This window comes from Algoriphagus sp. AK58 (genome assembly GCF_014324365.1).
In the GTDB taxonomy this organism is placed as follows: domain Bacteria; phylum Bacteroidota; class Bacteroidia; order Cytophagales; family Cyclobacteriaceae; genus Algoriphagus.
Window position 1 is genome coordinate 157,239 of the sequence record NZ_QEIG01000004.1, and the last position, 24,209, is coordinate 181,447.

A 24,209-nucleotide genomic window follows, 5' to 3' on the forward strand; every position below is an offset into this window, starting at 1 on the left:
ACAACAAGTTTCCTTAAGTTAGAGTAAAAACCACAAGACTCAAATCGAAAACCTATGAACCTTCACCAAAACCCTTCTCCCTATCACTGGTCCGGTCGAAAATCCGATCAACTCGACTATTGGCATCAAGCGGTGCAAACCATCTCCAACTTGAACCTTGTTCAAACCACGGAAAAGAAAGTGGGAATACTTGGCTATGCAGGTGAAGAAGGTGTGATCCGAAATCAAGGCCGTCTCGGAACCTTAGAAGGTCCTGCCGCTATCCGTAAAATGCTGGGTTCGGTGGCCTATCACCTTCCCGAAAATCTACCGCTTCTGGATTACGGAGATATTTTCACCATTAATCAAGATTTGGAGGCCTCACATGTGGCTATCTCTCAAATCACCCTTGATCTGCTTAAAAGCCATCACTTCCCTGTCCTGATTGGAGGCGGTCATGACTTAGCCTATGCCCATGGCCGAGGAGTGCAGCAATACATTTCTGAAAAAGGCGAAAAACTCGGAATCATCAATTTGGATGCACACTTTGACCTGAGACCCTTGGCAGATGGCAAAGCCCACTCCGGTTCGCCTTTCCTTCAATTGGCCCAAGAATTTCCGAATAACTTCCATTACCTGGCCTTGGGTATTCAGCGGGCAGCCAACCCCAAATCACTCTTCCAGACAGCTGAAAAACTAAACGCCCGATACCTAGTCATGGAAGACTTTCGACTCAACAATTGGGAGTACATCGAGGAACAAATCATCTGGTTTTTAGACTCGGTCAACAAGGTGTATCTGAGCATTGACCTGGATGGATTTTCTTCCGCTTTTGCACCCGGAGTGTCTGCCCCATCCCCCATGGGTTTTAATCCTCAGATCGCTTTCAAGGTCTTTGAACTGATCGCCAAAAGCAAAAAATTGATCAGCTTGGATGTGGTCGAACTCAACCCTAAATACGATCAGGACAATGCGACGGCAAGGCTCGCGGCAAGGGCAATTGAGTATATTTTGAGGAAGGTTTTTGGGTGAAAACTTTGGTTGTGCTGCTTCTCCAGAAGCAGCATTTTTTGATTTGAAGTGCAAGTCCTGCTTTCGGAAAAGCAGGATAGCAAACGGGAAAAATGAGAGTCCTGCTTTAAGAAAGGGAGAACAAATAGGAAAAATTAAGGGTCCTAATTCTGGAGAAGCAGGACATCACAAACGGAGAAAAAAGAGGCTGAATTTTTCGAATTCAGCCTCTTTTTTTACTTGAAATAGATTATGGTATCCATTTGATATTCTTGAAGTTTGGCTTTCTCTTTTCAAGAAATGCATTACGCCCTTCTTTAGCCTCCTCGGTCATGTATGCAAGGCGAGTTGCCTCTCCTGCAAAGACCTGTTGACCGACCATTCCATCGTCGGTTAGGTTCATCGCGAACTTGAGCATTTTAATCGAAGTAGGTGACTTGGCAAGGATCTCTTGAGCCCATTCATAGGCGGTATCTTCCAATTCGGCATGTGGTATCACGGCATTGACCATTCCCATATCGAAGGCATCCTGGGCAGAATAATTTCGGCCCAAAAAGAAGATCTCTCTCGCCTTTTTCTGTCCGACCATTTTGGCCAAATAAGCCGAACCATACCCCCCGTCAAAGCTAGTCACATCGGCATCCGTCTGCTTGAAAATCGCATGCTCTTTACTCGCCAAAGTCAGGTCACACACCACATGCAAACTGTGCCCACCTCCTACTGCCCAGCCTGGAACTACGGCGATTACCACCTTTGGCATGAAGCGAATCAGACGCTGAACCTCTAGGATATTCAATCGATGATAGCCATCCTCACCCACGTAGCCTTGATGACCTCTAGCACGCTGATCTCCTCCGGAACAAAATGCCCAACCCCCATCTTTCGGAGAAGGTCCTTCCCCGGACAGCAAAACCACTCCGATAGAAGTATCTTCTTGCGCATCGTAAAAGGCATCATAAAGTTCGGCAGTGGTTTTTGGACGAAAGGCATTTCGGACTTCGGGGCGATTGAAGGCGATTCTAGCCACGCCATTGCATTTTTTGTAGGTGATATCTTCGTATTCTTTGGCAGTAATCCAGTTGATCATGATCGTTTGGTTTAAAAATCACATTTTTGTGCAAGTTAACCCTCTCCTGCGGAATTTGTTACTTGGATAAACGCTTTCTAACCGCTTCCCAAACTATGTTTCGACTCCATTTTGAGAATCAAGTCTATTTGAAAGCACAAGATTTTGAGGTAAATCCATATGATTTGCCGGAGTTTGCCAAGTCAGCATTTTCCTTTTGCAAAAGCTGGTTGGAAGGAGAAAAAACCTTTACCCAATTCACTTCCGGTTCTACAGGAACCCCCAAGCAAATCAGCATTTCCCGGTTTCAAATGGAGGAAAGCGCCAAAGCAACCGGAGCTTTTTTCAAAACTGACTCAAATTCAAAACTTCTTTGTTGCCTGAATCCTGCTTACATCGCAGGAAAAATGATGCTGGTGAGAGCGATGGTTTGGAACAGCGAAATCCACTTGGTGGAGCCAAGTTCCAACCCGCTGAGCGGAGTCGACGGAGATTTTGATTTTGTAGCAATGGTTCCCTTACAAGTACAGGCATCCTTGGAAGATGAACAGAGCCTTCAAAAACTCAAATCCATCCAACATCTGATCATCGGTGGCGCTCCAATTTCCTCGAAGTTGAAAGCCAATTTGGTGGAAAACGGAATCAAAGCGTGGCAGACCTTCGGAATGACCGAGACAGTATCTCACATCGCACTAGCTGAAATCGGAAATAAAGAACTGCTTTATCAAACTCTTCCCGGAGTAGAAATAGGCCAAGATTCCCGAGGTGCGCTTTGGATCAAATCGGAAATGAGTGGCCCTGATCCTATTCAAACCAACGACCTGATTGAACTTCGGTCAGAAACATCGTTTGTTTGGCTGGGGAGGGTAGATTTTGTGGTCAATTCGGGGGGAATCAAGCTTTTCCCTGAACTGATCGAGCAAAAAGCTGAGGAAGTAATCGAAGAGATTTTTCCTGGAATTCCTTATTTCTTCTTTGGGGAAAAAGATGAACTACTCGGAGAAAAACTGGTGCTGTTTTTGGAAACACAAGAAAGCAGCAGTCGGGTAAAGATTTTGAAAGAAAGGTTAAAAGATGTTTTGGGAAAATATGAATTGCCCAAGAAAATCTATTTCAGCCCGAAATTTGCCAGAACCGAAAGCGGAAAAATAAACCGTTTGGCAACCTTTAATACGCTATGATTCCTCTCATTCAAGTCCTTTTCTTTTCGCTTTCTGTATTAGTTCTGAATCCGGACAATCCCAAGCTGGAAATTCAAATCAATCAGGCCAAATCCGATAAAGGAATGATCAGAGTGTTGATTTTTTCAAAGGAAACCGGTTTTCCGGACCAACCTACTAAAGCACTCAAAAGCCTTTCCATTTCACCTAAAAACAAGTCCGGCCTCCTTTCTGTAACCGACCTTCCTCCGGGAAGATATGCCGTTTCGGTGATTCACGATGAGGACAACGACGGCAAACTCACCACCAATGCCGTAGGATACCCTACGGAGAAATTCGGCTTCTCCAATAATCCCAAAGTGTATTTCAGTCCTCCAAGCTTTGAAAAAGCAGCTTTTGAACTTCAGTCAGAATCAAAAAGAATTGAGATCAATCTTCGCTAATCAATATTTCTCAACCATCCTGTGATAGAAATTCTTTCTTTTTTGGTAGGTAAGACTTCATGAGGGATCTCTGCACTTAAGAATACCACCAATCTACCACCTAGAGGAAGTACATCCTCGATACGCTCGCTACCGTCTTCAAGAGGAAAGTACATTCGAAGAGCTCCCTCGTCCTCTGTTGACCAAGAGTCATTTAAATATAAAATTATGGTCACAACCCGATGAGGTACTGCATGAAACTGGTCCAAGTGCTTTTTGTAAAATGATCCAATGGGATATCGGGCAAAATGTCCTTCAAACGAGCGCAATCCTAAAAAGCATCTCTGATTGAGTACTTGGCGGATTTGCTCGATTTTTTCCCAATAGGCAGCCTGAAGTGGACTGAGATTATCCTGATCCATCCATAGTACTTCATCGCTTCGGATTTCGGTCCGGACCTGCTTTTGTCCGCCTTTCCCCACCGCTGCATGGCGAAACATTCCTTTTTCTAGCAACTCCGTCTGCTCTTTTAGCAGGGCTTTTCTGAACTCCTCATCCACAAAATCATCGATGATCACATAGGAATTTTGGTAAATCTCTACGCTGATCCGATCCAGTACTTCTTCCATATAGGGTGCTTTGGTTTGCAAAATAACCACTTAATTACCCGAAAAACCATACTTTTGCGACTGCTATGAAAATGAATTCTTCCAAAACCTCCCTTACCGGAATCATCCTTGAATACGATTCAGGAATTATCCCTCCCCCCTACAGTCATGTGTTCAGACTTGCCCTCGACTGGGGAAAGGGAAATTTGGAGGTTAAACTAGACCTGCATTATACCGAACGGGAAGAGCTCAGTGAGCAGGAAATCCTCGATGAGGGTTTTACCTTAAATGATGATTACAGCTATAACGGAAAGTTAAACTCGGTTTGGATCCAGCCTATTCAGTATCTCTTTGCCACCACCCGCTGGACCAACAAGGATATTGATGAAGGCGGAATTACGGTCACTCCTCTTGAAAAAGGCAAAGATGAAGGAGTGAAGATTCCAATGAATCAAGAGGAATGGCAGCTGATGGCTCAAGACCTGATTCAGGCGATCTATGAGACGGTCAAAAAAGAGCTTCCGCTCACGGTACACTATCGCTTGGTCGAAAATGATCAGACCACAGATTGTAGCCTGACTGTTCACTTTTCCAACCGTGAGGTGATATTCGAAAAAGGAGGAAGTAGCCGGACGATCCATTGGGAATACGCCATTCAACTGATGAAAATGGTGTTTACCCCAGACTACCATTACGAGCTAGCCAAAGAAGAGCCGGGGAAAAAACGCGGCGCTTACATCGATTGTGGAGACGGATTTTGGCACGAACTGGGAAAAGGAGTAGTCAATATTGACCCTTCCTTTGATGCAGTGAATAAAATCCGGTCGGGATTTAATACTTTGATAGAAGAATAGAATTTGTTTGAAAAGGGGTCACCTCTTGATTCTTCTCAAATCTTCCTGAATATCTTTGATCATTTCCCCTAAGTCTTCCAGAGTTAGGGGTTTCTTTTTGTCTCCTGGGTTGGGGAAGTCGGTGCTGATAAAGGCTTTGGCCTCCCAAACCTCCAAGACATCTTCTCCCCTTACCTCGTAGGGCTTGTAATGCTCATTGTCAGAAGCCAAAAAAAGCTTCCCATTTTCTTCCAGGTAGTTGAATACCCTTTTGTAAACGACTCCTTCTGTCTGAGTCACGAGGATATAGGTCCTCCCGCTTTTGATTTGCTTAAGTTGCTCCACATAGGCCCCAATAACGATTGTGCCCGGGATAAGCGGAAGCATGGAATCACCCGCAAGCTCAAAGGCTCTGTAAGTAGTCTGTCGGGAAAGATTGGGAAGGTGAAACTGGGGCAAGGTCTCCATATACTCCGGATCTGCAAAACCATTGAGATAGCCTGCTGAAGCCTTTTGCCCTACCAGTGTGATATTTTCTTTGTCTGAGTCATCCGCAGCAATGGTCAAAATATTGATTCCACGGTTTTGGATTGCCTTACGGCCCATGTTCTCAATATCATGCTCCAAAAGTTCTTCCAGCCCCACCTCCAAAATCTCGCAAAGCTTTTTCAGTGTGGTCAGCTTAGGCTCTGATCTTCCATCTTCATAGGCAGAAATCATGGTCCGCTGCACATCCAATTGATCTGCTAAATCATTTTGGGTTATTCCCTTATGCTTTCGCAAAAACTTAAGATTAGAGGCTAAGTAACTCATGCTGAAAACAAATAAAATTTGTGATCTTCTTCGACTGGAGGCAACGGAAAAAAGGGATTCAAATTCATCATTTCTTCTCTTCTGCGTTCCAATCTGCTTTTGATTTCCTCAATGATATCTCCAACCGGCTTGGCTTCGGTCATCAACAAATATCCATATTGAGGTTTACGCTCATCCTCAATAAAAAATTTCACCTGACAATTTCCAGAAGAAAGCGTTTTGGTAGTGATACTGATTTTTTCTGTAGTCTCCATATCGTCTCTGTTAACGCCAGCTAAGTTAAAAATGTTATTTTTTTTAACATGCTAAAGATTAAAAAATCAACATTTTTATCTGACAAAAACTGTCAGACATTCCAAAGGCTTGATAATTCTCTAGTATTCAGGATAGTACAGGACAGGAAAGGCCTGACAATTTTATCATTCCATGAATGGAAGCTGCTCATTGGATATATCTACCGCTCACCCAAAAAGTTGATGATTTGGAAACATTTGAGGATTTTCTTTGTAAGAATATTGACTATCCTACTCCATTTCAATTAGTAGGCAGGCACAAGTACAGCTCCAAACTATCCAATGAAATATCTAGTATTGTTTCTTTTTGCATTAGTGACTTTGTTTAACGCCAATGCCCAAACTTTCAGCGTTAAAGGGAAGGTTTTCGAATTCGGAAAAGACGATCCAATTCCCTATGCCAACGTACTTTTGTTATCAGTATCTGACTCTTCTCAGGTAGCAGGATCAATTACCGAAATGGACGGAGAATTCGAAATTTCCGGAATCAGAGAAGGTCAGTATCTATTCAAGATCCAATACCTCGGGTATCAGTCGTTTTTTAAAACCCTTTTGATTGAGTCCAACCAAGACTTGGGCAAAATCAGTCTAAAGGAGGAAGCAACGGCCCTAAGTGAGGTGGTTGTCGCAGCCAGGAGGGCTACGGGTTCACAGAAAAGTGATACCACCATGTACAATGCAGACGCTTTCAAAACCATGAAAGACGCCAGTGCACAGGTATTGATCGAGAAATTGCCGGGTGTCGTCTCCGAAGGCGGAGTACTTCAAGCCCAAGGAGAGGCAATTGCCCAGATCCTGGTAGACGGAAAGCCATTTTTCGGAACAGATGTACAGGCTGCCTTACAAAACCTACCTGCTGAGGTAATTCAGAGCATCGAGATCTTCGATCAGAAGAGTGAAAAGGCTCAACTGAGCGGTTTTGATGATGGAGTAAGGTTGAAAACCATCAATATCATCACCAAGCCCAACCGAAGAAAGGGCCAATTTGGAAAGACTACGGCAGGCTATGGTACAGATGACCGTTATCTCGTGGGAGCCAGTATCAATGCATTTAATGAAGATCAAAGGTTGACCATCACCGGATTGGCAAATAACGTCAACATGTTGAATTACTCCAGTGATGCCAATTCTCAGGCCGATGGAAGGCCTCAAGAAGGCATTGTCTCAACCAATATTTTGGGGATGAATTATTCTGATCTTATTGGAAAAAAAATAAAACTAACCGGAAGCTACACTTATACCAATCGTGAAAATGTGGGGATCGTTAATCGTGTCAGGGATTTTGTAACTACTGACGAATCCAGTCAAACCTATACTGAAACGTCCAGAGATGTCAGAATCAATCATCAGCACCAGGCCGATCTTAGGTTTGAATACAATCCAAACGAAAAGCACAGAATCCTCTACATCCCCAGATTCTCAGCCCGGTTTGAAAATGAAAACTCAGGATTTTTTGGAGAAACCAACGACGGCCCCACCCCGATCAACAAGGTGGAAAACCAAAGATTGGGGGATTATCAGGACTATGATTTTTTCAACAGATTCATTTATAGTTACAAATTTGACAAGCCTGGAAGAACCATCACCTGGAGGTCTATCCTCCACAATGGATGGAACATTGACGAATCTGACCGAAAAGCCAGAAATCTTTATTATGAAACCGGTGGAGAGCGAATCGAACGGATCGACCAACGAACCACCCGAGAACGTCAGGGGCTCCGTTGGGAAACCGGTGTTTCACTAACCGAAAAAATCGGGGAAAAAGGACAGGTCGAATTGGAATATGAGATCGGAAACCGGGCAAATGATTCAGATCAGAGAGTTTTCAATGTCGAAGGTGGAGATTTTGAGGGAGGCACGATGATATTGGACACCACTCTTACCAACGTTTTCAAAAGTGATTACCTCACCCAAGAATTCGAGTTTGGCTACCAGTTTACGGCAGAAAATTTCAAATTCCAGACTGAGGTACAATATCAAAATGCCAAACTGGATAATCTTCAGGAATTTCCTCAACCCTTTGAACTTCAAAGAAGGTTCACCGCCGTATTACCCACTATGAGGATGGAGTATAAATTCTCCCCCAATACCAATATCCAGATTGATTACGACACCCGAACTGCAGAGCCGCAAATCCGGCAGTTGCAGCCGGTAATTGACAACTCTAATCCTCTTCAATTGCGGACAGGGAATCCGGATCTGGATCAGTCGTATGGACATGAAGTAAGGGTGAGATTCCGAAGTCAAAACCCCGACTCCGATAAAAGCTGGTTTTTGTTTACCAGTTCCTCCCTAGTCAATAATTTCATCAGCAACAGTACATTCATTGCCAGCGAAGCCACTGAAATCCAAGATGGAATAGTTTTGGAAAAAGGTTCCCAACTCAATAGACCGGTAAACTTGGATGGGTATTGGGATCTGAGATCGTGGCTAAGCTACGGTATGCCAATGGATTTTATCAAATCCAAACTCAACCTGAATATGGGAGGAGGAGTCACGCGTCGTCCCGGACAAGTCAATGACCTAATCGGATTCAACAATTCCCAACGAATCAATACAGGATTTTCGATCAACAGCAGCATCAGTGATCAAATCGACTTTAACATTTGGTCCCGGTCCTCTTTCAACAGAGTGGAAAACACGCTTAATCCCAACCTAAATGACAAATTTTTCCAACAGCGTTTCCGAATCAATTTCAATTGGATCATCTGGGAAGGGATTGTGTATCGTTTGGACTTAAATCATCAAATCAATTCAGGTTTGAATGAAGGATTTGACAATAACTTCTCTTTGATCATTATGAGTTTGGGGAAAAAGATTTTCAACAATCAGCGGGGAGAAGTCAGTATTATGGTCTACGACCTATTGGGGCAAAATGCAAATGTCCGCAGAAACATTTCCGAAACCTTTATCGAAGACATTCAGACCAATGTTCTTCAACAATATTTCATGGTCTCCTTCACCTATAACCTCCGACGCTTCAGCAAAGGAATGGATGAGGAAAAGTACAATGAACTTTATCAGGATGACAGGAATAATCGACCCTAAGAAAAATACCTAAAAAGCTCAAAAGGAGGCCTTATGCTTTTATTTTCATAAAGAAAGCACTAAGCTCTTCTGCGCATTTTCTTGCCAGCTCATTATGCTTCATGACCTCCTCCCAATTCTTTTTGGAGATCGCTTCTACTTGCATTTCCAGGTGGCTAACCAGCTTTTGTAGGCTTTCTTCTTCTGTGTTTTTTTTCAAGACACTCCTGGTGTCGGTGTCCTTGATTTTGACACTCTCGTTTTTTTGTTCTTTTGCTTTCTTCTTTTCCAAAACGGAAAAGACCGAATTCAATAGTAATCTTGCAGAAATCGGCTTGGTCAGGTAATCATCTGCCCCCATCGCAATTCCTTTTTCTTGATCATCTTTTCGGGCCTTGGCACTGAGAAAGATAAAGGGGATGGAAGTAAACTTTTCCTGAGAACGGATGTATTCCAAAACCTCAAACCCGTCCATTAAGGGCATCATGATGTCACAGATAACCAGATCAATTTCATAATTCTCCAGTTTCACTACAGCTTCCTGACCATGGTCAGCCGTGAGGAGTTTGAATCCACTATACTCCAGAATTTCTTTGAGATTTTGCTGGAGTTCGATCTCATCTTCAATCAGCAATATTGTTTCTTTCATAAGGAAGGGTGATGGTAAATGTGGAGCCTTTGCTTTCTTCAGAATCGCAACTCAGTTTTCCTCCCAGCTTTTTAACCAAATCATTGACTATACTTAGTCCCAGGCCTGTTCCCTTGATATTTTTCACATTGGAAGCTCGGAAGAAGGTATCGAAAATAAACTTCATCTCTTCTTTAGGTATTCCAATGCCAAAGTCTTTTACTTCGACCTCGACTTTTTTGGCCTTGGGGATGAGTTTCAGAATTGGCTTTGGAGCATCTTCCGGGGAATATTTGATTGCATTCTCGATCAGATTCCGAAAGACATGAAAGAGTAAATCGGGATCGGACTTGATCATCAGCGGCTTTTCTCCCAGATCCAGGTGGATTTTAGCCTCGTTTTCTCCTTGAGCAAACTGATTAAAAACCAACTGGATTATCATAGCCCTAAGATCTAAGTCAGTTTGATTAAACTGCAGCTTCCCTTCATTATTCTTCTCGAAGAGCATCACATCAGAGATGATCTGAGTCAGCCGACCTAGTTGAATGTGGATTTTTCTGATTTGCTTAACCAATCCTTCGTAAGCCTTGGGGTCTTGCACCGAATCTGTAAAGATTTCCATTAAATCCGCAGAGCTCTGTATAGTAGCAAGTGGAGTGCGCAACTCATGGGAAGTCATGGAAATAAACTTGGATTTCAATTGATTGAGCTCTATTTCTTTTTCCAGCGTTTTCTTAAGCTCTTCGAGGACAAGTTCGCGTTCGGTCACATCTCTGGATGCGGCCAAATAAGAGCTTAACTCTCCTTTCTCAGTGTAAATGGGCTTCCATAGCATTTCAAGCCTGATTTCCTTTCCGGAGGTGGAATGCTTGAGAGGAATAATAAATCTCGGAAACTTGGAAAAATCCGCCCCATCATAAGGCTTAAAATCAAAAAAACTAAAAAAGTCTTGCCCTAGAAACTGTTCTGCTTTATACCCTGTCACCTTCTCTATCGAAGGGGAGGCATAGACTGTTTTCAATTCCAGGTCATGCAGAGTGACGATATCATCTATATTTTCAGATAGCAATCGGTACAGACTTTCCGACTGTTTTTGGCGCATTTCTGCATTTCTCTTCTCTCTGTTTACATTGAGAGAAGCTATCAAATTAGCATAGCTAGACAAAAAAGGCTTCAAAAAGTCCACATCCTCTTGCGCATAGGGTTTTTCCTTGTTGGCCAGTCCTACCATTCCCACAAACTTGTCTCCTTTGAAAATGGGTATCCCCAAAAAACGGCGAAGCGTAGGATGACCGGGAGGAGTAGAGTGAGGGCTTCTTCTTGGATCTTGTTCGACCTCATTACAGATCATCGTTTCCTTATTCACCAAAACCCATCCAAAAAGGGAATTGAGGTTTCTAAATTCCATTCCCACCCGGAAGTTTTTCTGGTAATAATCCTCGGTTTCCTGATTCCAGGAGATATTGCTGATTGCATTTGACTTTAAGTAGGGCAAGCCATTTTCGTCGTATAAGACTTCTCCCAGAAAACCGAAAGAACTATCCGTAAAGCCAATGAGATTCTCCAACAACATATAAAAGGTATCCTGAATCTCATTATCCATCGAAAAATCCATCTGAGTCTGATTAATGGCCTGAATCACATCATTCATCCTAATCAGCTCCAATTCACTCAGCTTTCGCTTATTGATGTTGTAAAAAACGAGGGCCCTAGCCACCCCATTTTTATAGGGTATCAACTGACTGCTGATACTATACCACTGGACACCTTCTTTGGCGTTGATTTGTGCTTCATAGTTGGAAAAATTAGCATTCAACTGGAAAAAGTTGAGAAACGATTCCCTTGAATCGGGTGAGACTACCTGATTGATCCAGAAATTTCCAAAATCCCCCCCTTCAAAATTATTGCTTTGGAAGTTTTCATAGAAGGCAAAATTGTAATAGAGAAGTTTGAAATCATCATCCCTACAGAGGATAAATGGAAAAGGAAGGTTCTCGGTGATAATCCTAAATCTGTTTTCGGTCTGTTCCAATTGAACTTCCTTGTTCTTTTTTTCCGTGATGTCTGATATTCTTCCATGTATTCGGACAGCTTTATGGTCGGCATTGTATTCAATACCCGACTTATCGTAGACCCATGCAATACTTCCATCCGGCTTCCGAATACGGTATTCCATTTCAAAAAGCGGAAGCTTTTTCTCTACAAACTCTGTAAAAGTACGCTTGACATTTGGACGATCCTCGGGCACTATCTGAATCCACCAAAACTGTGGATCGGAGAGAAAATCCTCTCTTTTAAAACCAAACCTCTCAATTTTCTCGGAAATAATCAGAAGTCTTCCGGTTTTGGCATCCAAAGAATAGAGAACGTCCTCCACAGTTTCGAAAAGTGCTTTAAACTTCGATTCGCTTTCCTTAAGTAGATCAAAATTGATCTGGCTTTGATGGACATCATTGATGGTTCCAAAAAATTCAACCCGCTCCCCTTTTTGGTTTTTTTTCAGATTGACACGGATAAAGTATAAGGTTCCGTCCAATTTTCGAAAAGCAGTCCGAATCGACACATTCCGATCTCCATTGGCATCCATAAGGGCCAATTCTGATGTCAACTTTCTAGCCCCCTCTTCTACAAAAAAACCGCTGAGAGGTTTTCCAACACAATCCAGAATACTACGGTCTGTCATTTTGGACCATGCCCCATTCAAATAGGTGATATTCCACTTTTCGTCCAACTTGAATACCACATCTTGAATATTTGAAATAATCTGCTTGTATTTTAGCTGATTCCGGACTGCCTTTTTAAGACTTCTTTTTGCAAAAATCAAATTACCCAAGGTGGTGGCAAAGGCATGTAAAGCACTGGCTTGCTCTGTGGTGAAAAGCTCTTCTCTGGTACAGTTGTCAAACCCAATAAATCCCCAAAACTCATTGTGTACCAAAATCGGAATAAAGAGATAAGCTACTATATCTTGCTGAGCCATGACCTCTCTGAAAAGCGCATTGGAAGAATCCTTGACCAGCTTATTCTGAACTCTGTTATTTCTCAGTTCAATTTCCAATTCGGGAAAAATGCTCCAGGGCACCCCAAACAGATTTTCATTATCCATCTGAACGCTTACCCCCGCTCTGCACCATTCATCGAGATAGGTAAGACAAAACTCTCCCTCGGGATTGTAGTAATTCCGAAATACATAAACCCGGTCAACCGATGAAGCCTCACCAAGTTTTGGCAGAATCCTGTTGATCGCTTTTTTCAGATTCTTAGACCCTTCCAAGAGGGCATAAGACTCACCAATTGCTGATAATATTTTTACACTTAAATGGGTTTTTTCGATCATTTTGGATGAATTGTAAAAAAAGTAAATATATAAGGCCTCAAATTCGCGATCTGACACTTCATATATATTTTTAGTCAATTCACTTCAACACTGTGTAATCCTCAAGATAAAAAGGTTCAAATTTAGCCATGAGTTTGAAAGTGTTGATTATAGAAGACGAGCTAGACTTAGCTGAAAACATTTCCGAATACCTAATCCAGCATGGATACGAAGTGCTAGGCATTATTCCAGAGGCTGAGGAAGTACTGGCATTCTTGGAAAACCATCAAGTTGATCTGTTTTTGGTGGACATTATGCTCAAAGGCAATGTAAAAGGAATAGAAATAGCCAGCCTTATCAGAAAAAAAAATCCAAAAAGCGGGATCTTGTTTACGACAGCGTTGTCAGCAAAGAACGTCTTGGACAAAATATCCGACACGCTTTACGATGGATATTTGTTAAAGCCTTTTAGCTTGAAGTCGTTGGAATCAACCCTTTATCTGATTTCCAAAAAACTTGAAAAACCTGAAGTAGCTGAAAAATCCGGTCAAAAAAGAAACCTCCTGCCAATACGTGATAAGGGAAAAATCATTCTAATCGATGAAAACGATATCCAGTTTATCAAAGCCGAAGGATTGTATTTAAGAATATTCACCGAAAACAAAACCTATTTGATCCGGGAATTACTCAAGACATTTTTACCCAAACTCAGTCAGGAAAAATTCCTCAGAATACATAAATCCTTTGTGGTGAATCTCAATAAAGTAAAAGACCTAAATTCAAAAGAGTGCACGGTTCAAAATCAACAGATCCCAATCCGAAGAGGGTTTTACAAGGACTTCCTTTCAATTTTACAGCAAAACAGAATCCATTAAAAGCCAGTCCATTTAATAAAAAAACCCCGGATCTACGGGGTTTTTCAAACAAACAAACAATTTAATTTTGGGGTGATTCAACTTTTCTGCTACGCTACTTTTACTAATTCTTTTTTAAAGGTTCCCGCGCTGGGATCTACGAATCAAAGGTAGCAAACAAACCATGATCTACAGAATAAATGTATATGAAGAACGTGTTTTTAGATATGAACTGCTTTTAGAACATATTTACCCAACTTAAAAGGTTTCCTTTTGATGAGAACAGTATCTTTTGGAATACAGCATTGGACTATTTACCGAATTGGGCCTTAAGCATCGCCAACTTGTCCGCCATACTTCCTTCCTCCTGTTTTTTTACGGCTTTGGATTCAGACTTCTCCAATTTTTTTCCTCGCTCTGCAAAAGGATCTGATTTCATACTTAGACCAATTCGCTTTCTGGCACTATCTACCTCCATCACGGTTACCTGAACTTTTTGAGCCACGCTTACCACTTCATTGGGATCTTTGACAAAACGGTCCGCAAGGTGGCTGAGGTGTACCAATCCATCCTGATGCACTCCTATGTCCACAAAAGCCCCAAATGCGGTAATGTTGGTAATGATACCCGGAAGCTTCATTCCCACTTTCAGGTCAGCCATGGAATTGACCCCATCTTGAAACTGGAAGACCTCAAAGGTCTCCCGAGGATCACGTCCAGGTTTGGCTAATTCCTCTAGGATATCCTGAAGTGTGGGAAGTCCTACCGTTTCCGAGACATAGTTCTTCAGCACAATTCGGTTACGAAGGTCCTCCGAACTCATCAAATCCTGCACAGAGGCTTGTAGGTCTTGAGCCATCTTTTCAACCAGCTCATACCGCTCAGGATGTACCGCTGACCGATCCAATGGATGCTTAGCATTGCGGATTCTTAAAAAGCCGGCTGCTTGCTCAAAGGCCTTTTCTCCCAATCTAGGCACTTTTTTCAATTGTGTTCGGCTGATGAATGGTCCGTTTTCCTTACGGAAATCCACAATATTTTGAGCCAATACCGGCCCTAATCCGGAAACATAGGTCAGAAGTTCTTTGGAAGCGGTATTCACCTCCACTCCCACTCCGTTTACCGCAGACATGACCGTGTCATCGAGGGCATTTTTGAGTGAATTTTGATCCACATCGTGTTGATACTGGCCCACGCCAATGGATTTAGGATCGATTTTTACGAGTTCGGCCAAGGGGTCCATCAGTCTTCTACCAATCGATACCGCACCTCTGACTGTCAAATCCAATTCAGGGAATTCATTTCTTGCCACTTCGGAAGCGGAATAAATCGATGCTCCGGCTTCATTGACCATGGTCACTATCACTGATTTGGGAAGGCCTAGGGATTTGACAAATGCTTCTGTCTCACGTCCGGCAGTACCATTTCCAATTGCGATCGCCTGAATGCCAAATTTCTCCACCAATCCTCTGACGGTCATTCCTGCAGCGGCCGTCTGCCGTTGAGGTTCATGTGGGAAAATAGCCTCATAATGCAGCAATTGTCCCTGTGGACCGAGGCAAACCAACTTACAGCCGGTTCGGAAGCCCGGATCTATGGCCATGACGGACTTTTCGCCGAGGGGAGCTCCAAGCAATAATTGGCGGAGATTCTCAGCGAATACCCTAATCGCTTCTTCATCTGCCTTTTTCTTGGTCAAAAGCCGGATTTCTGTCTCCATGCTTGGCTTGAGCAGTCGCTTATAGCAGTCTTTGATTGCCATTTTCACCTGATCCACTGCCGAATTTGCGGCAAATTCAAGAAGTTCGCGTTCCATCAGTGCCAAAGCAGAACCTTCGTCAGGGCAGGAATCGAGCATCAAGAAAAGCTCTTTTTCTCCCCTTCTCATGGCCAATACACGATGGGACGGAGCAGTCTTGATCGGCTCGGACCACTCAAAATAATCCTTGTATTTGATCGCTTCGGCTTCTTTCCCCGGGATCACACGGGAAGTGAAGACTCCTTCTTCAAGAAACAGCTTTCGCATTTTCTCACGGACTTGGGCATTTTCATTGATCCATTCAGCGATGATGTCTCTGGCGCCCTGCAGGGCCTCCTCGATGGTTTTCACCTCTTTTTCTTCGCTGAGGTATTTCTCGGCTTCAGCCAGAAGATCAAAAGAAGTCTGGGCAAAAATCCTTTCTGCCAGCGGCTCCAAGCCCTTTTCCTTGGCAATGGTTGCTTTGGTTCTTCGTTTTGGCTTATAGGGAAGGTAAATATCTTCCAACTTAGCCATGGTCTCAGCAGCATCAATTGATTTTTTGAGTTCAGGAGTCAGTTTTCCCTGTTCCTCAATAGACTTAAGTATGGCCTCACGACGCTTGTCCAATTCCCGGAGCTGCTCGATCCGATCCCGAATGGTAGCCACCTGCACTTCATCAAGTGTACCGGTTGCCTCTTTTCGATAGCGAGAGATAAATGGGACGGTAGCCCCTCCATCCAATAGTTCGATTGTTGCCAAAACCTGATGAGGTTTAACCCCAAGTTCGGAGGCAATTTTACTTTCGTAATTCATATTTTGAGAAAATCTTCTTCTAGAAACGGGGACGCAAGATAAGCCTGCTTTTGAACACAAAAACCCAAAATGTGCGGTTGGTCACTAAACGTCTGGAATTGTGGGGTTAATTTTGAGTCTGGTGATGGTTCGGGGTTCGATATTCTTTGTTGGAAATTCGATATTTCGTGTTGTTTGTTCGATGTTCAAGGTTCGGAGTTAGATAGTCCCAATCTGAATCAGGTAATCATTAAAACTTCAAAGGCCGCTCACCGTGTCGTAAATCGTCATTCAAAAATTCGTCATCGTTTCATGGATTGGAAAAAAGAAATTAAATCTTGGGGCCTCATTTTGGCTTTTTTTGCATTTCTCTACTTCACAGGATTACTTCCGGTGATTCAGGGAGGCATTCAATCAGTTTTGCTTTCTACAGGCTTGATCAAGCCCAAACTGGAAATCCCAGATCTGACTGATCAAAAGTTTGACTACCGAGGACAATTCAAAGATTTTGAAGGCCAGGTAATAGACCTTCAAGACTACCGTAACAAGACTGTTTTCATCAATCTTTGGGCATCCTGGTGTGGACCTTGCCGAGCCGAAATGCCGCATATTGCCGAACTGTACAAATCAGTCCAAGGCACTCCAGACCTTGAGTTTCTCATGATCGGACTGGACAATGACATCAAAAAAAGCCAAGGCTTCATGGAAGGAAAAACTTGGGGATTCCCTGTAGTACATGCCAGCTATGGGCTCAACCAGAGTCTCCAAAGTGAGTCCATCCCTACCACCTTAGTGGTCAACAAAGAAGGCAAAATCGTCTTTTATCAGCAGGGAATGAGCAATTTCAACACGGACGAATTCAGGAATTTCCTTTTGAGTCAATAAACCTAAACAGTCTATTACTGAATTCCCTAATGTTGCGGTTAGGAAAGTAGCATTTCGGTTACGGCTCCTAAGTCCAGCATCAGTAGATTTAGGAAAACAGGGACATCGAATTAGGTTATTCTTTTCTTTTAAGAAATCACCCCTTTTAAATCCGCTTTTTTAGGTTGTTTAGCACTTTTTGATTGTCGGGAAAGAGAAAAAACTGTAATCTGTGGGTTCAACCCAAATAACCTATGAAGAGAGTTGTCCTGACATTCTGTTGGGTGATCTGTTGTATTTTTTCTATCCAGGCCCAAAAGTCCGTTCTTTGGTACACCCAGCCTGCAGAGCGTTGGGAAGAGGCGCTCCCAATAGGGAATGGCCGATTGGGGGCTATGGTTTTTGGAAAAATCGGTCAAGACCGGATTCAGCTCAATGAAGATTCGCTTTGGCCAGGAGGCCCTGAGGATTGGGGACTGGCCGAGGGCAGGCCAGAAGACTTGGCTCAAATCAGAAAATTCCTGATCGCAGGCGAGCATCAAAAGGCCGATTCCCTTTTGGTAATGAAATTTTCCAGAAAAGAAATTACCCGATCCCATCAGACACTTGGAGACTTGTGGCTGGACTTTGACTGGAAGGAAGTCACCGAATACCGAAGATCCTTGAATCTGAAAGAGGCCATTACCGAGGTTTCCTTTTTGAGTGAAGGTCACCAAGTCCGTCAGCAAGTCTTTGCCTCAGCTCCGGATCAGGCAGTATTGATCCAACTTTACACCGATCATCCCGATGGATTCAACGGAAAAATTCGGCTGTATCGCCCCGCCGATCAGGGATTCCCTACCGCTGAAACTAAAGCCCTTCATCCTCAACTACTCGAAATGAGCGGAATGGTTACCCAACGAGGAGGACGGATTGACTCCAAGCCGTTTCCTATCACAGAAGGTGTAAAATTCCGAACCCTTCTTTCTGCTCAAAGTCCTGATGGAAAAATTCAGGATACTTCAGATGGACTGGAGGTTCAGGGGGCAAAAACGATTTACCTCAAACTGGTCACTGCCACCTCCTATTACCACCCAAACTTCGAACAAGTTGCATTGGATCAACTTGAAAAAATATCCTTCAAAAGCTGGGGAGAGCTGCAATCCGCGCACGAACGGGAGTACCAAAGTTGGTTTAATCGAATGAATCTTTCCCTGGGCGATTCAGGTGAGGACCTAATTCCAACGGACCAAAGGATCTCCAGAGTAAAAAACGGTGCCACGGATCTCTACCTCGAAAAGCTGCTTTTTGACTTCGGCAGATACCTGCTGATTTCATCTTCCAGGCCAGGAACCAACCCCGCCAATCTTCAAGGACTGTGGAATCAGCACATTTCAGCCCCTTGGAATGCAGATTATCACCTGAATATCAATCTGCAGATGAACTACTGGCCGGCAGAGGTCACCGGGCTCAGCGAGCTTCATCTGCCTCTTTTTGATTTCACCGACGGTTTGATCGAAAATGGCAAGAAGGCCGCATCTGTCAATTTCAACATGAGGGGATCCATGATTCCCCATACCACCGATCTATGGAAAACACCCTTTCTGCAAGCTGCCACAGCCTACTGGGGAAGTTGGATCGGGGCAGGTGCGTGGCTAGGTAGGCATTATTGGGAACACTACCTGTTTACCGGGGATGAGAAGTTTCTGAAAGAAAGAGCTTTTCCTGCTTTTGAGCAGATTGCCCAGTTCTACTCCGATTGGCTCATGACCGATCCGAGAGATGGAAAACTGATTTCCGCTCCTTCTACCTCCCCCGAAAATCAGTTTATCAATGAAAAAGGCATTACAGCGGCCTCCACTCTCGGTGCCGCCATGGATCAACAGTTGATTGAGGACATTTTTTCCATATATATCAATACTTCCAACCTCCTGAACCTGGAAACTCCACTGAAATCTACCCTTGAAACCCAACTGAAATCCCTAAGGACGGGTGTTGTTCTCGGGCCTGACGGAAGGATTTTGGAATGGGACAGATCCTATGAGGAACCCGAAAAAGGCCATCGACACATGTCCCATTTATATGCTTTTCATCCAGGAAATGCCATCACCCAAAGCAGAACACCTGATTATTTCGAAGCCGTCAAAAAGACACTTTCCTATCGCCTTGACCATGGTGGAGCCGGCACCGGCTGGTCCAGAGCCTGGCTGATCAATTTCTCAGCGCGGCTGATGGACGGGAATATGGCTCACGATCATATTCAAAAACTGGTTTCCTCATCCCTTTACCCCAATCTTTTTGATGCCCATCCTCCCTTTCAGATCGACGGAAACTTTGGCTATACTGCAGGAGTAGCCGAGATGTTGCTTCAGTCACATGAGGAAGGGATCATCCGGGTATTACCTGCCTTGCCTAAAGCTTGGAATTCGGGAAAAGTCTCGGGATTGAAAGCAAGAGGTGGTTTTACGTTGGATTTCTCATGGGAAAATGGCCAAATCAAAACCCTGAAAATCCACTCTCACTTGGGAAAGAGAATCACGATCTATGCCGATGGTTCAGAAATGGAACTTGGTATCGGTAAGGGTGAAAGTTTTGAAATGGAATTTTGACACGAAAATATGGACAGGCTTTCCCAATCTCACCCCTAACTTCTATTTATGATCCCCAATCAAGTTCAAGTAGTCATTGTTGGAGGAGGTTTCTCCGGTATAGCCGCAGCCAAAAAACTCCATGAAGCGGGAGTTTCATTTCTGGTATTGGAGGCGAGAGAAAGGCTTGGGGGCCGAGTGTATACCAAGCGTTTCGAAAACGGCCTCTACCTTGACTTTGGAGGACAATGGATAGGTCCTACCCAAGACCGGATGTATGCACTCTGCCAAGAGCATGGAATAGCCTATTTTGAAACTTTCAATGAAGGAAAAAACATACTCGATCTTGGCAACAAGCTAAAAACCTACCGCGGAACCATCCCCAAACTGGATCTTTTCTCCTTGCTCAATCTGGATTGGATCATCCGAAAACTAGAAAACCTTGCCCGACAAATTGATCTTCATGCTCCTTGGAATCATCCCAAGGCCGGGGAGTTTGATGGACAAACACTTGATCATTTTCTACGAAAATATGCCAAAACCAAGGCGTGTTATCAAGTCATCCGGGTAGGTTGCGAAACCGTCTTTGCCTGTGACCCGGATGAGCTCTCACTGCTTCATTGCCTGTTTTACATACGTTCAGGCACTTCCTTGGATTGCCTGATCAATATCAAAAACGGCGCCCAGCAGCACCGAATCAAAGGAGGCATGCAAACGCTGGTGGAAGCCATGGCCAAACCATTCATTGGCCAAATCAGATTTAAGTCTCCTGTCAAAGGAATTTCTTATTCCCAAGAGCGAGTGGAAATCCACGGCAAGGACTTTACACTATCGGCACAAAAAGTCATTCTTGCAGTTCCCCCTCCCCTTTTGGCAGAGATCCAGTTTTCTCCCGAATTACCAAAAGAAAAAAAGAAACTCCTTCAACACTATCCCATGGGAAGGGTGGGAAAATGCTTTATGATCTACCAAGAGCCTTTTTGGAGAAAACTGGGATTTTCCGGGCAGTCTGTGGCAGGGGAAGACACCTACTTCCAAACCCTTTTTGACTGTTCTCCGGTCGATGGAAAAAAAGGAATCCTGATGGGCTTTACTATTGGAAGTAGAGCGGATCAGTTTTTTCAGCTGACTGAAAGAGAAAGAAAAAAGGAGATGCAAACTACCCTCGTACGGTATTTTGGAGAAGAAGCCCATCACGCTCTTCAGTATGAGGATTTTTCGATGAAGGAGGAGAATTGGTCTAGGGGATGCTACGCGGGCTTGATGCAACCCCAAGCTTGGACACAAGCGCAGGACTCGTATCGAAAATCTGTTTCTCCTTTGTATTTTGCCGGTACAGAAGCCGCTGTCAGATGGCATGGCTACATCGAAGGGGCTGTTTTGGCCGGAGAAGCCGCTGCCAACGAAATTTTAGAATCCTTGAAGAATGATTAAAAAACTTATCAGTTTATTCATCCTTTTCATTTTTATCGGACTGATCTGGTCCTTTGCCGGGCGAAATCAACCGCTGATTCCCCCACAGGGATATATTTCACAAATCCAGGAAATCAATTCTCCGGATAGTTTGTCAAGAACCCTTGTAGGCATACAACCTTTCATGAAGGTGAGTGATTACTTCTATCAGGAAAGCTTTGAGGACAAACTGCGGATATACCTGGAAGAGGCAAATTCCAAAGGGTTTCTTGACAAAAAATCCATGGTGATCTTTCCGGAGTATCTTGGAACATGGCTGGTAATAGAAGGCGAAAAGCAAAGCATTGCAAAAAAAGAAACCCTCCAGGATGCGATGACGCTGATGGTACTCAGCAATTTTTTTGAATTTGGAATTTTTTATTTTCAAACGGGAGCTATTCAAGATAAAGCAGCAGCGGCACTTTTTAAGATGAAATCCATGAAAATGGCCAAAAGCTATTACTCTACTTTCAGTAATCTTTCGAAGGAGTTTAAAACTTACCTTTTAGCGGGTTCTATCATCCTTCCCAATCCCACGGTGGTGGATGGGAAATTGTATGTGGATACCACCGGAGACTTGGTAAATGCAAGTTTTATCTTTGGCCCAGATGGACAAATCATCGGTAAACCTATTCTTAAAGCTTTTCCTATCGAATCGGAACAGCCTTTTCTTTCAGCAAAAAATCCCTCCGACATCCCTGTTTTCGACCTGCCATTGGGAAAAACTTCAGTCTTGATCTGCGCAGACAGCTGGTACCCCGAAGCCTACCAAAATGCCAAAAACGAGCAGGCAGAACTCATCCTAGTACCTTCCTATTGTACGGGTGATGGTACTATGAACAACCTTTGGAATGGATACAGTGGCTATGATGAACCTTTGGGAACAGATCTAACCGACATTGGAAAAATCACGGAACAGGCTGCATGGGAGAAATATGCGCTTCCTGGACAAATCGGCAAATCCGGAGCGGCATTGGGCATGAATGTCTTTCTAAGAGGGGAATTATGGGATCTTGGCTCGGATGGTCAGCCCTTGGTAGTTTCCAAAGGAAAGCTACTTCCAATCCAACCTGCCGAAAAAGCAGGCATCTGGGCGTTAAACTTTTAATCAGATGTGTGATACTCTTGTAGCCTTACCCTCCATCACCTCCACCGGCAATCTGATCTTTGGTAAAAATTCAGATCGAGAACCCTTGGAGGCTCAAGCCATCGGTCATTTGCCCAGACAAATCCATCAGAAAAAAACGCTCCAATGTACCTACATCTCCATTCCTCAGGTAGAGGTAACTCATGAAGTGATTCTCTCCAAGCCATTTCAAATGTGGGGAGCCGAAATGGGAGTCAACGAGTATGGCGTCGTAATCGGAAACGAAGCAGTCTTTACCAATGTCAAGTTTGACAAGAAGCAAGTAGGATTGACTGGTATGGATCTGCTAAGGCTGGGGCTGGAGCGTGGAAAAACGGCGAAGGAAGCCCTTGAAGTCATCTTGATTCTCTTACAAACCTACGGTCAAAATGCCTGCGGAGGTTATCAAAACAGGAACTTCTACTACCATAACAGTTTCCTGATAGCTGATCCCAATGAAGCCTTTATTCTGGAGACAGCAGGAAAATCCTGGGCCTACAAGGCTGTGGAAGACTTGGGAAGTATCTCTAACGGACTGACTATCGGGGAAAATTATCTGGAAGCGCATTTCGAAAAAGAACCAAGAACGATCCAATCCCTATTCTCAGGCAATCCCAAAAGCTTTCGGGAAAACTTTTCAGACCTGATCTATACCACCGCAGGAAGGTCCAGACAGCGACAGGCATGTACCTTGGGCTTTATGCAAAAAAAGAAAAATCCCTGCATTGAGGATTTTATCCAAGCCCTGAGACAGCATGATAAGGAGAATTTTAATCCCAAAAAGGCATCCACAGGATGTATCTGCATGCATGCGACCGGCTTCACCAATCCCTCTGACACCACCGGGAGTATGGTGGCAGAAATCCGAAAAGCAGGTCCCTCGACCGTTTGGCTGACAGGCACTTCCTACCCTTGTATGAGCCTGTATATCCCTTTTTACTTTGGTCAATCGATGGAATCCGAACTTTTAAATCCGGGAGAAAAGGAAGACCAAAGCCTTTGGTGGCAGGCAAAAAGGTTCCAAAAATCAGTTTTGAATAATTTTAGCCTTTTCCAGCCCAAGATGAGAGAAACCTGGAATCAAATCCAAAACTCCTGGATAGAAAAAGACAAAGAATTGATCCGAAAAAATGCTACTTCCAGTGAGTTGAGCCAATTTTCCAAAGCCTGTTTGAATGAATATTGGAATCTATTGAAGGGATAATCAAGTATTCACCTTCCACACATGTCCCTCGGTATCTAGGATTTCCCTTCCCCACACCGGCAATTCTGCTTTGATCCGCTCCACCAATTCGTCGCATGCCTCCATTGCAGCCTTGCGATGTTTGGAAGAAGTGAAAACAAAAAGGCAAATCTCACCGACCTTAATCTCACCAAGACTGTGATAGATATGCATGCAGGTTAGCGGATACTTAGCAAAAATAGCCTCTCGGATTTCAAAGGCTTTTTCTAGTGCCATTTCCTCATAAGCGGTGTAGTCAATCGCAATCACTTTTCCTTCCGGTTTTTCATCGGCACGGATCTGTCCGAGAAAAATCGAATGTCCGCCTATATCCGTTTTAATGGCGTGATTGGCAATGGACTGGGCGATTTTCTCAGGCGAAATGGGACCTTGGACAAAGATATTCTTGGGTTTTCGCTCTTTTTCCATGGGTAG

Annotated in this window: 19 protein-coding genes; 11 read left to right on the plus strand and 8 right to left on the minus strand. The window is 43.7% G+C overall.

Features of this window, described 5'->3' with window-relative positions; translation table 11 throughout:
- Positions 1 to 54 precede the first annotated feature (54 nt).
- The gene (gene hutG / locus DDT91_RS03605) at positions 55 to 1,011 is read left to right on the plus strand and encodes a formimidoylglutamase (RefSeq protein ID WP_187174766.1); all 957 of its coding nucleotides are present in this window, start codon (positions 55 to 57) and stop codon (positions 1,009 to 1,011) included.
- 229 nt (positions 1,012 to 1,240) lie between these two features.
- Here hutG and DDT91_RS03610 read toward each other — a convergent pair whose 3' ends face one another.
- Complete coding sequence (locus DDT91_RS03610; RefSeq protein ID WP_187174767.1) at positions 1,241 to 2,077, minus strand: 1,4-dihydroxy-2-naphthoyl-CoA synthase; 837 nt, start codon at positions 2,075 to 2,077, stop codon at positions 1,241 to 1,243.
- A 95-nt stretch (positions 2,078 to 2,172) separates the two neighbouring features.
- On the opposite strand from DDT91_RS03610, the gene DDT91_RS03615 reads away from it, so the two are divergent.
- Together DDT91_RS03615 and DDT91_RS03620 are read left to right on the plus strand one after the other, a co-directional pair.
- Positions 2,173 to 3,237, plus strand: coding sequence for an AMP-binding protein (locus tag DDT91_RS03615; protein ID WP_187174768.1), 1,065 nt, complete (start codon positions 2,173 to 2,175; stop codon positions 3,235 to 3,237).
- The gene (locus DDT91_RS03620) at positions 3,234 to 3,659 is read left to right on the plus strand and encodes a DUF2141 domain-containing protein (protein WP_187174769.1); all 426 of its coding nucleotides are present in this window, start codon (positions 3,234 to 3,236) and stop codon (positions 3,657 to 3,659) included. The genes DDT91_RS03615 and DDT91_RS03620 overlap by 4 nt, the downstream gene beginning before the upstream one ends.
- Here the strand turns inward: DDT91_RS03620 and DDT91_RS03625 are convergent.
- Positions 3,656 to 4,267, minus strand: coding sequence for a 2OG-Fe(II) oxygenase (locus tag DDT91_RS03625; protein WP_187174770.1), 612 nt, complete (start codon positions 4,265 to 4,267; stop codon positions 3,656 to 3,658). The two genes, DDT91_RS03620 and DDT91_RS03625, sit on opposite strands and share 4 nt — an antisense overlap.
- A 71-nt stretch (positions 4,268 to 4,338) precedes the next feature.
- Between DDT91_RS03625 and DDT91_RS03630 the strand changes: the two genes are divergently transcribed.
- On the plus strand, positions 4,339 to 5,100 hold the full coding sequence (locus DDT91_RS03630) for a hypothetical protein (protein WP_187174771.1): 762 nt from the start codon (positions 4,339 to 4,341) through the stop codon (positions 5,098 to 5,100).
- An 18-nt stretch (positions 5,101 to 5,118) separates the two neighbouring features.
- Here DDT91_RS03630 and DDT91_RS03635 read toward each other — a convergent pair whose 3' ends face one another.
- Complete coding sequence (locus tag DDT91_RS03635; protein WP_187174772.1) at positions 5,119 to 5,892, minus strand: LexA family transcriptional regulator; 774 nt, start codon at positions 5,890 to 5,892, stop codon at positions 5,119 to 5,121.
- Positions 5,889 to 6,146 carry a hypothetical protein gene (locus tag DDT91_RS03640; RefSeq protein WP_187174773.1) on the minus strand — a complete coding sequence of 86 codons (258 nt, stop codon included), beginning with the start codon at positions 6,144 to 6,146 and terminating at the stop codon, positions 5,889 to 5,891. Before DDT91_RS03640 ends, DDT91_RS03635 begins: the two co-directional genes overlap by 4 nt.
- Positions 6,147 to 6,467: 321 nt before the next feature.
- Between DDT91_RS03640 and DDT91_RS03645 the strand changes: the two genes are divergently transcribed.
- Complete coding sequence (locus tag DDT91_RS03645; RefSeq protein WP_187174774.1) at positions 6,468 to 9,233, plus strand: TonB-dependent receptor; 2,766 nt, start codon at positions 6,468 to 6,470, stop codon at positions 9,231 to 9,233.
- Between the two features lie 31 nt (positions 9,234 to 9,264).
- Here DDT91_RS03645 and DDT91_RS03650 read toward each other — a convergent pair whose 3' ends face one another.
- Both DDT91_RS03650 and DDT91_RS03655 read right to left on the minus strand, forming a co-directional pair.
- Complete coding sequence (locus DDT91_RS03650; RefSeq protein ID WP_187174775.1) at positions 9,265 to 9,861, minus strand: response regulator; 597 nt, start codon at positions 9,859 to 9,861, stop codon at positions 9,265 to 9,267.
- Positions 9,836 to 13,177, minus strand: a complete 3,342-nt coding sequence (locus tag DDT91_RS03655) for a PAS domain S-box protein (RefSeq protein ID WP_187174776.1) — start codon at positions 13,175 to 13,177, stop codon at positions 9,836 to 9,838. Before DDT91_RS03655 ends, DDT91_RS03650 begins: the two co-directional genes overlap by 26 nt.
- A gap of 128 nt (positions 13,178 to 13,305) precedes the next feature.
- Here DDT91_RS03655 and DDT91_RS03660 point away from each other — a divergent pair, with 128 nt between their 5' ends.
- A complete protein-coding gene (locus tag DDT91_RS03660; protein WP_187174777.1) occupies positions 13,306 to 14,031 on the plus strand; it encodes a LytTR family DNA-binding domain-containing protein in 726 nt (241 codons plus the stop codon).
- Positions 14,032 to 14,320: 289 nt separating this feature from the next.
- Here DDT91_RS03660 and DDT91_RS03665 read toward each other — a convergent pair whose 3' ends face one another.
- Positions 14,321 to 16,564, minus strand: a complete 2,244-nt coding sequence (locus DDT91_RS03665) for a Tex family protein (RefSeq protein WP_187174778.1) — start codon at positions 16,562 to 16,564, stop codon at positions 14,321 to 14,323.
- Positions 16,565 to 16,855: 291 nt separating this feature from the next.
- Here DDT91_RS03665 and DDT91_RS03670 point away from each other — a divergent pair, with 291 nt between their 5' ends.
- The 5 genes from DDT91_RS03670 to DDT91_RS03690 all read left to right on the plus strand — a co-directional run bounded on the left by DDT91_RS03670 (position 16,856) and on the right by DDT91_RS03690 (position 23,756).
- Positions 16,856 to 17,428 (plus strand): TlpA disulfide reductase family protein, encoded by a 573-nt coding sequence (locus DDT91_RS03670; RefSeq protein WP_187174779.1) that lies wholly within the window; start codon positions 16,856 to 16,858, stop codon positions 17,426 to 17,428.
- Positions 17,429 to 17,661: 233 nt separating this feature from the next.
- Positions 17,662 to 19,995, plus strand: coding sequence for a glycoside hydrolase N-terminal domain-containing protein (locus DDT91_RS03675; RefSeq protein ID WP_187174780.1), 2,334 nt, complete (start codon positions 17,662 to 17,664; stop codon positions 19,993 to 19,995).
- A 48-nt stretch (positions 19,996 to 20,043) separates the two neighbouring features.
- Positions 20,044 to 21,408: a flavin monoamine oxidase family protein gene (locus DDT91_RS03680; protein WP_187174781.1), complete on the plus strand. Its 1,365-nt coding sequence runs from the start codon at positions 20,044 to 20,046 to the stop codon at positions 21,406 to 21,408.
- The gene (locus DDT91_RS03685; RefSeq protein WP_187174782.1) at positions 21,401 to 22,534 is read left to right on the plus strand and encodes a nitrilase-related carbon-nitrogen hydrolase; all 1,134 of its coding nucleotides are present in this window, start codon (positions 21,401 to 21,403) and stop codon (positions 22,532 to 22,534) included. Before DDT91_RS03680 ends, DDT91_RS03685 begins: the two co-directional genes overlap by 8 nt.
- A gap of 4 nt (positions 22,535 to 22,538) precedes the next feature.
- Positions 22,539 to 23,756, plus strand: a complete 1,218-nt coding sequence (locus DDT91_RS03690) for a peptidase U34 (protein WP_187174783.1) — start codon at positions 22,539 to 22,541, stop codon at positions 23,754 to 23,756.
- On the opposite strand, the gene DDT91_RS03695 is transcribed toward DDT91_RS03690, so the two are convergent.
- Positions 23,757 to 24,203: a molybdenum cofactor biosynthesis protein MoaE gene (locus DDT91_RS03695; protein WP_187174784.1), complete on the minus strand. Its 447-nt coding sequence runs from the start codon at positions 24,201 to 24,203 to the stop codon at positions 23,757 to 23,759. It lies immediately after the preceding gene.
- Positions 24,204 to 24,209 lie beyond the last annotated feature (6 nt).

What these genes read in the sequence shown, in the direction of transcription:
- DDT91_RS03615 (WP_187174768.1), top strand. Translation starts at nt 2,173, where the DNA reads ATGTTTCGACTCCATTTTGAGAATCAAGTCTATTTGAAAGCACAAGAT.
- DDT91_RS03675 (WP_187174780.1), top strand. Translation starts at nt 17,662, where the DNA reads ATGAAGAGAGTTGTCCTGACATTCTGTTGGGTGATCTGTTGTATTTTT.
- DDT91_RS03645 (WP_187174774.1), top strand. Translation starts at nt 6,468, where the DNA reads ATGAAATATCTAGTATTGTTTCTTTTTGCATTAGTGACTTTGTTTAAC.
- DDT91_RS03670 (WP_187174779.1), top strand. Translation starts at nt 16,856, where the DNA reads ATGGATTGGAAAAAAGAAATTAAATCTTGGGGCCTCATTTTGGCTTTT.
- DDT91_RS03635 (WP_187174772.1), bottom strand. Translation starts at nt 5,892, where the DNA reads ATGAGTTACTTAGCCTCTAATCTTAAGTTTTTGCGAAAGCATAAGGGA.
- hutG (WP_187174766.1), top strand. Translation starts at nt 55, where the DNA reads ATGAACCTTCACCAAAACCCTTCTCCCTATCACTGGTCCGGTCGAAAA.
- DDT91_RS03610 (WP_187174767.1), bottom strand. Translation starts at nt 2,077, where the DNA reads ATGATCAACTGGATTACTGCCAAAGAATACGAAGATATCACCTACAAA.
- DDT91_RS03655 (WP_187174776.1), bottom strand. Translation starts at nt 13,177, where the DNA reads ATGATCGAAAAAACCCATTTAAGTGTAAAAATATTATCAGCAATTGGT.
- DDT91_RS03650 (WP_187174775.1), bottom strand. Translation starts at nt 9,861, where the DNA reads ATGAAAGAAACAATATTGCTGATTGAAGATGAGATCGAACTCCAGCAA.
- DDT91_RS03695 (WP_187174784.1), bottom strand. Translation starts at nt 24,203, where the DNA reads ATGGAAAAAGAGCGAAAACCCAAGAATATCTTTGTCCAAGGTCCCATT.
- DDT91_RS03680 (WP_187174781.1), top strand. Translation starts at nt 20,044, where the DNA reads ATGATCCCCAATCAAGTTCAAGTAGTCATTGTTGGAGGAGGTTTCTCC.
- DDT91_RS03625 (WP_187174770.1), bottom strand. Translation starts at nt 4,267, where the DNA reads ATGGAAGAAGTACTGGATCGGATCAGCGTAGAGATTTACCAAAATTCC.
- DDT91_RS03660 (WP_187174777.1), top strand. Translation starts at nt 13,306, where the DNA reads ATGAGTTTGAAAGTGTTGATTATAGAAGACGAGCTAGACTTAGCTGAA.
- DDT91_RS03620 (WP_187174769.1), top strand. Translation starts at nt 3,234, where the DNA reads ATGATTCCTCTCATTCAAGTCCTTTTCTTTTCGCTTTCTGTATTAGTT.
- DDT91_RS03665 (WP_187174778.1), bottom strand. Translation starts at nt 16,564, where the DNA reads ATGAATTACGAAAGTAAAATTGCCTCCGAACTTGGGGTTAAACCTCAT.
- DDT91_RS03630 (WP_187174771.1), top strand. Translation starts at nt 4,339, where the DNA reads ATGAATTCTTCCAAAACCTCCCTTACCGGAATCATCCTTGAATACGAT.
- DDT91_RS03690 (WP_187174783.1), top strand. Translation starts at nt 22,539, where the DNA reads ATGTGTGATACTCTTGTAGCCTTACCCTCCATCACCTCCACCGGCAAT.
- DDT91_RS03685 (WP_187174782.1), top strand. Translation starts at nt 21,401, where the DNA reads ATGATTAAAAAACTTATCAGTTTATTCATCCTTTTCATTTTTATCGGA.
- DDT91_RS03640 (WP_187174773.1), bottom strand. Translation starts at nt 6,146, where the DNA reads ATGGAGACTACAGAAAAAATCAGTATCACTACCAAAACGCTTTCTTCT.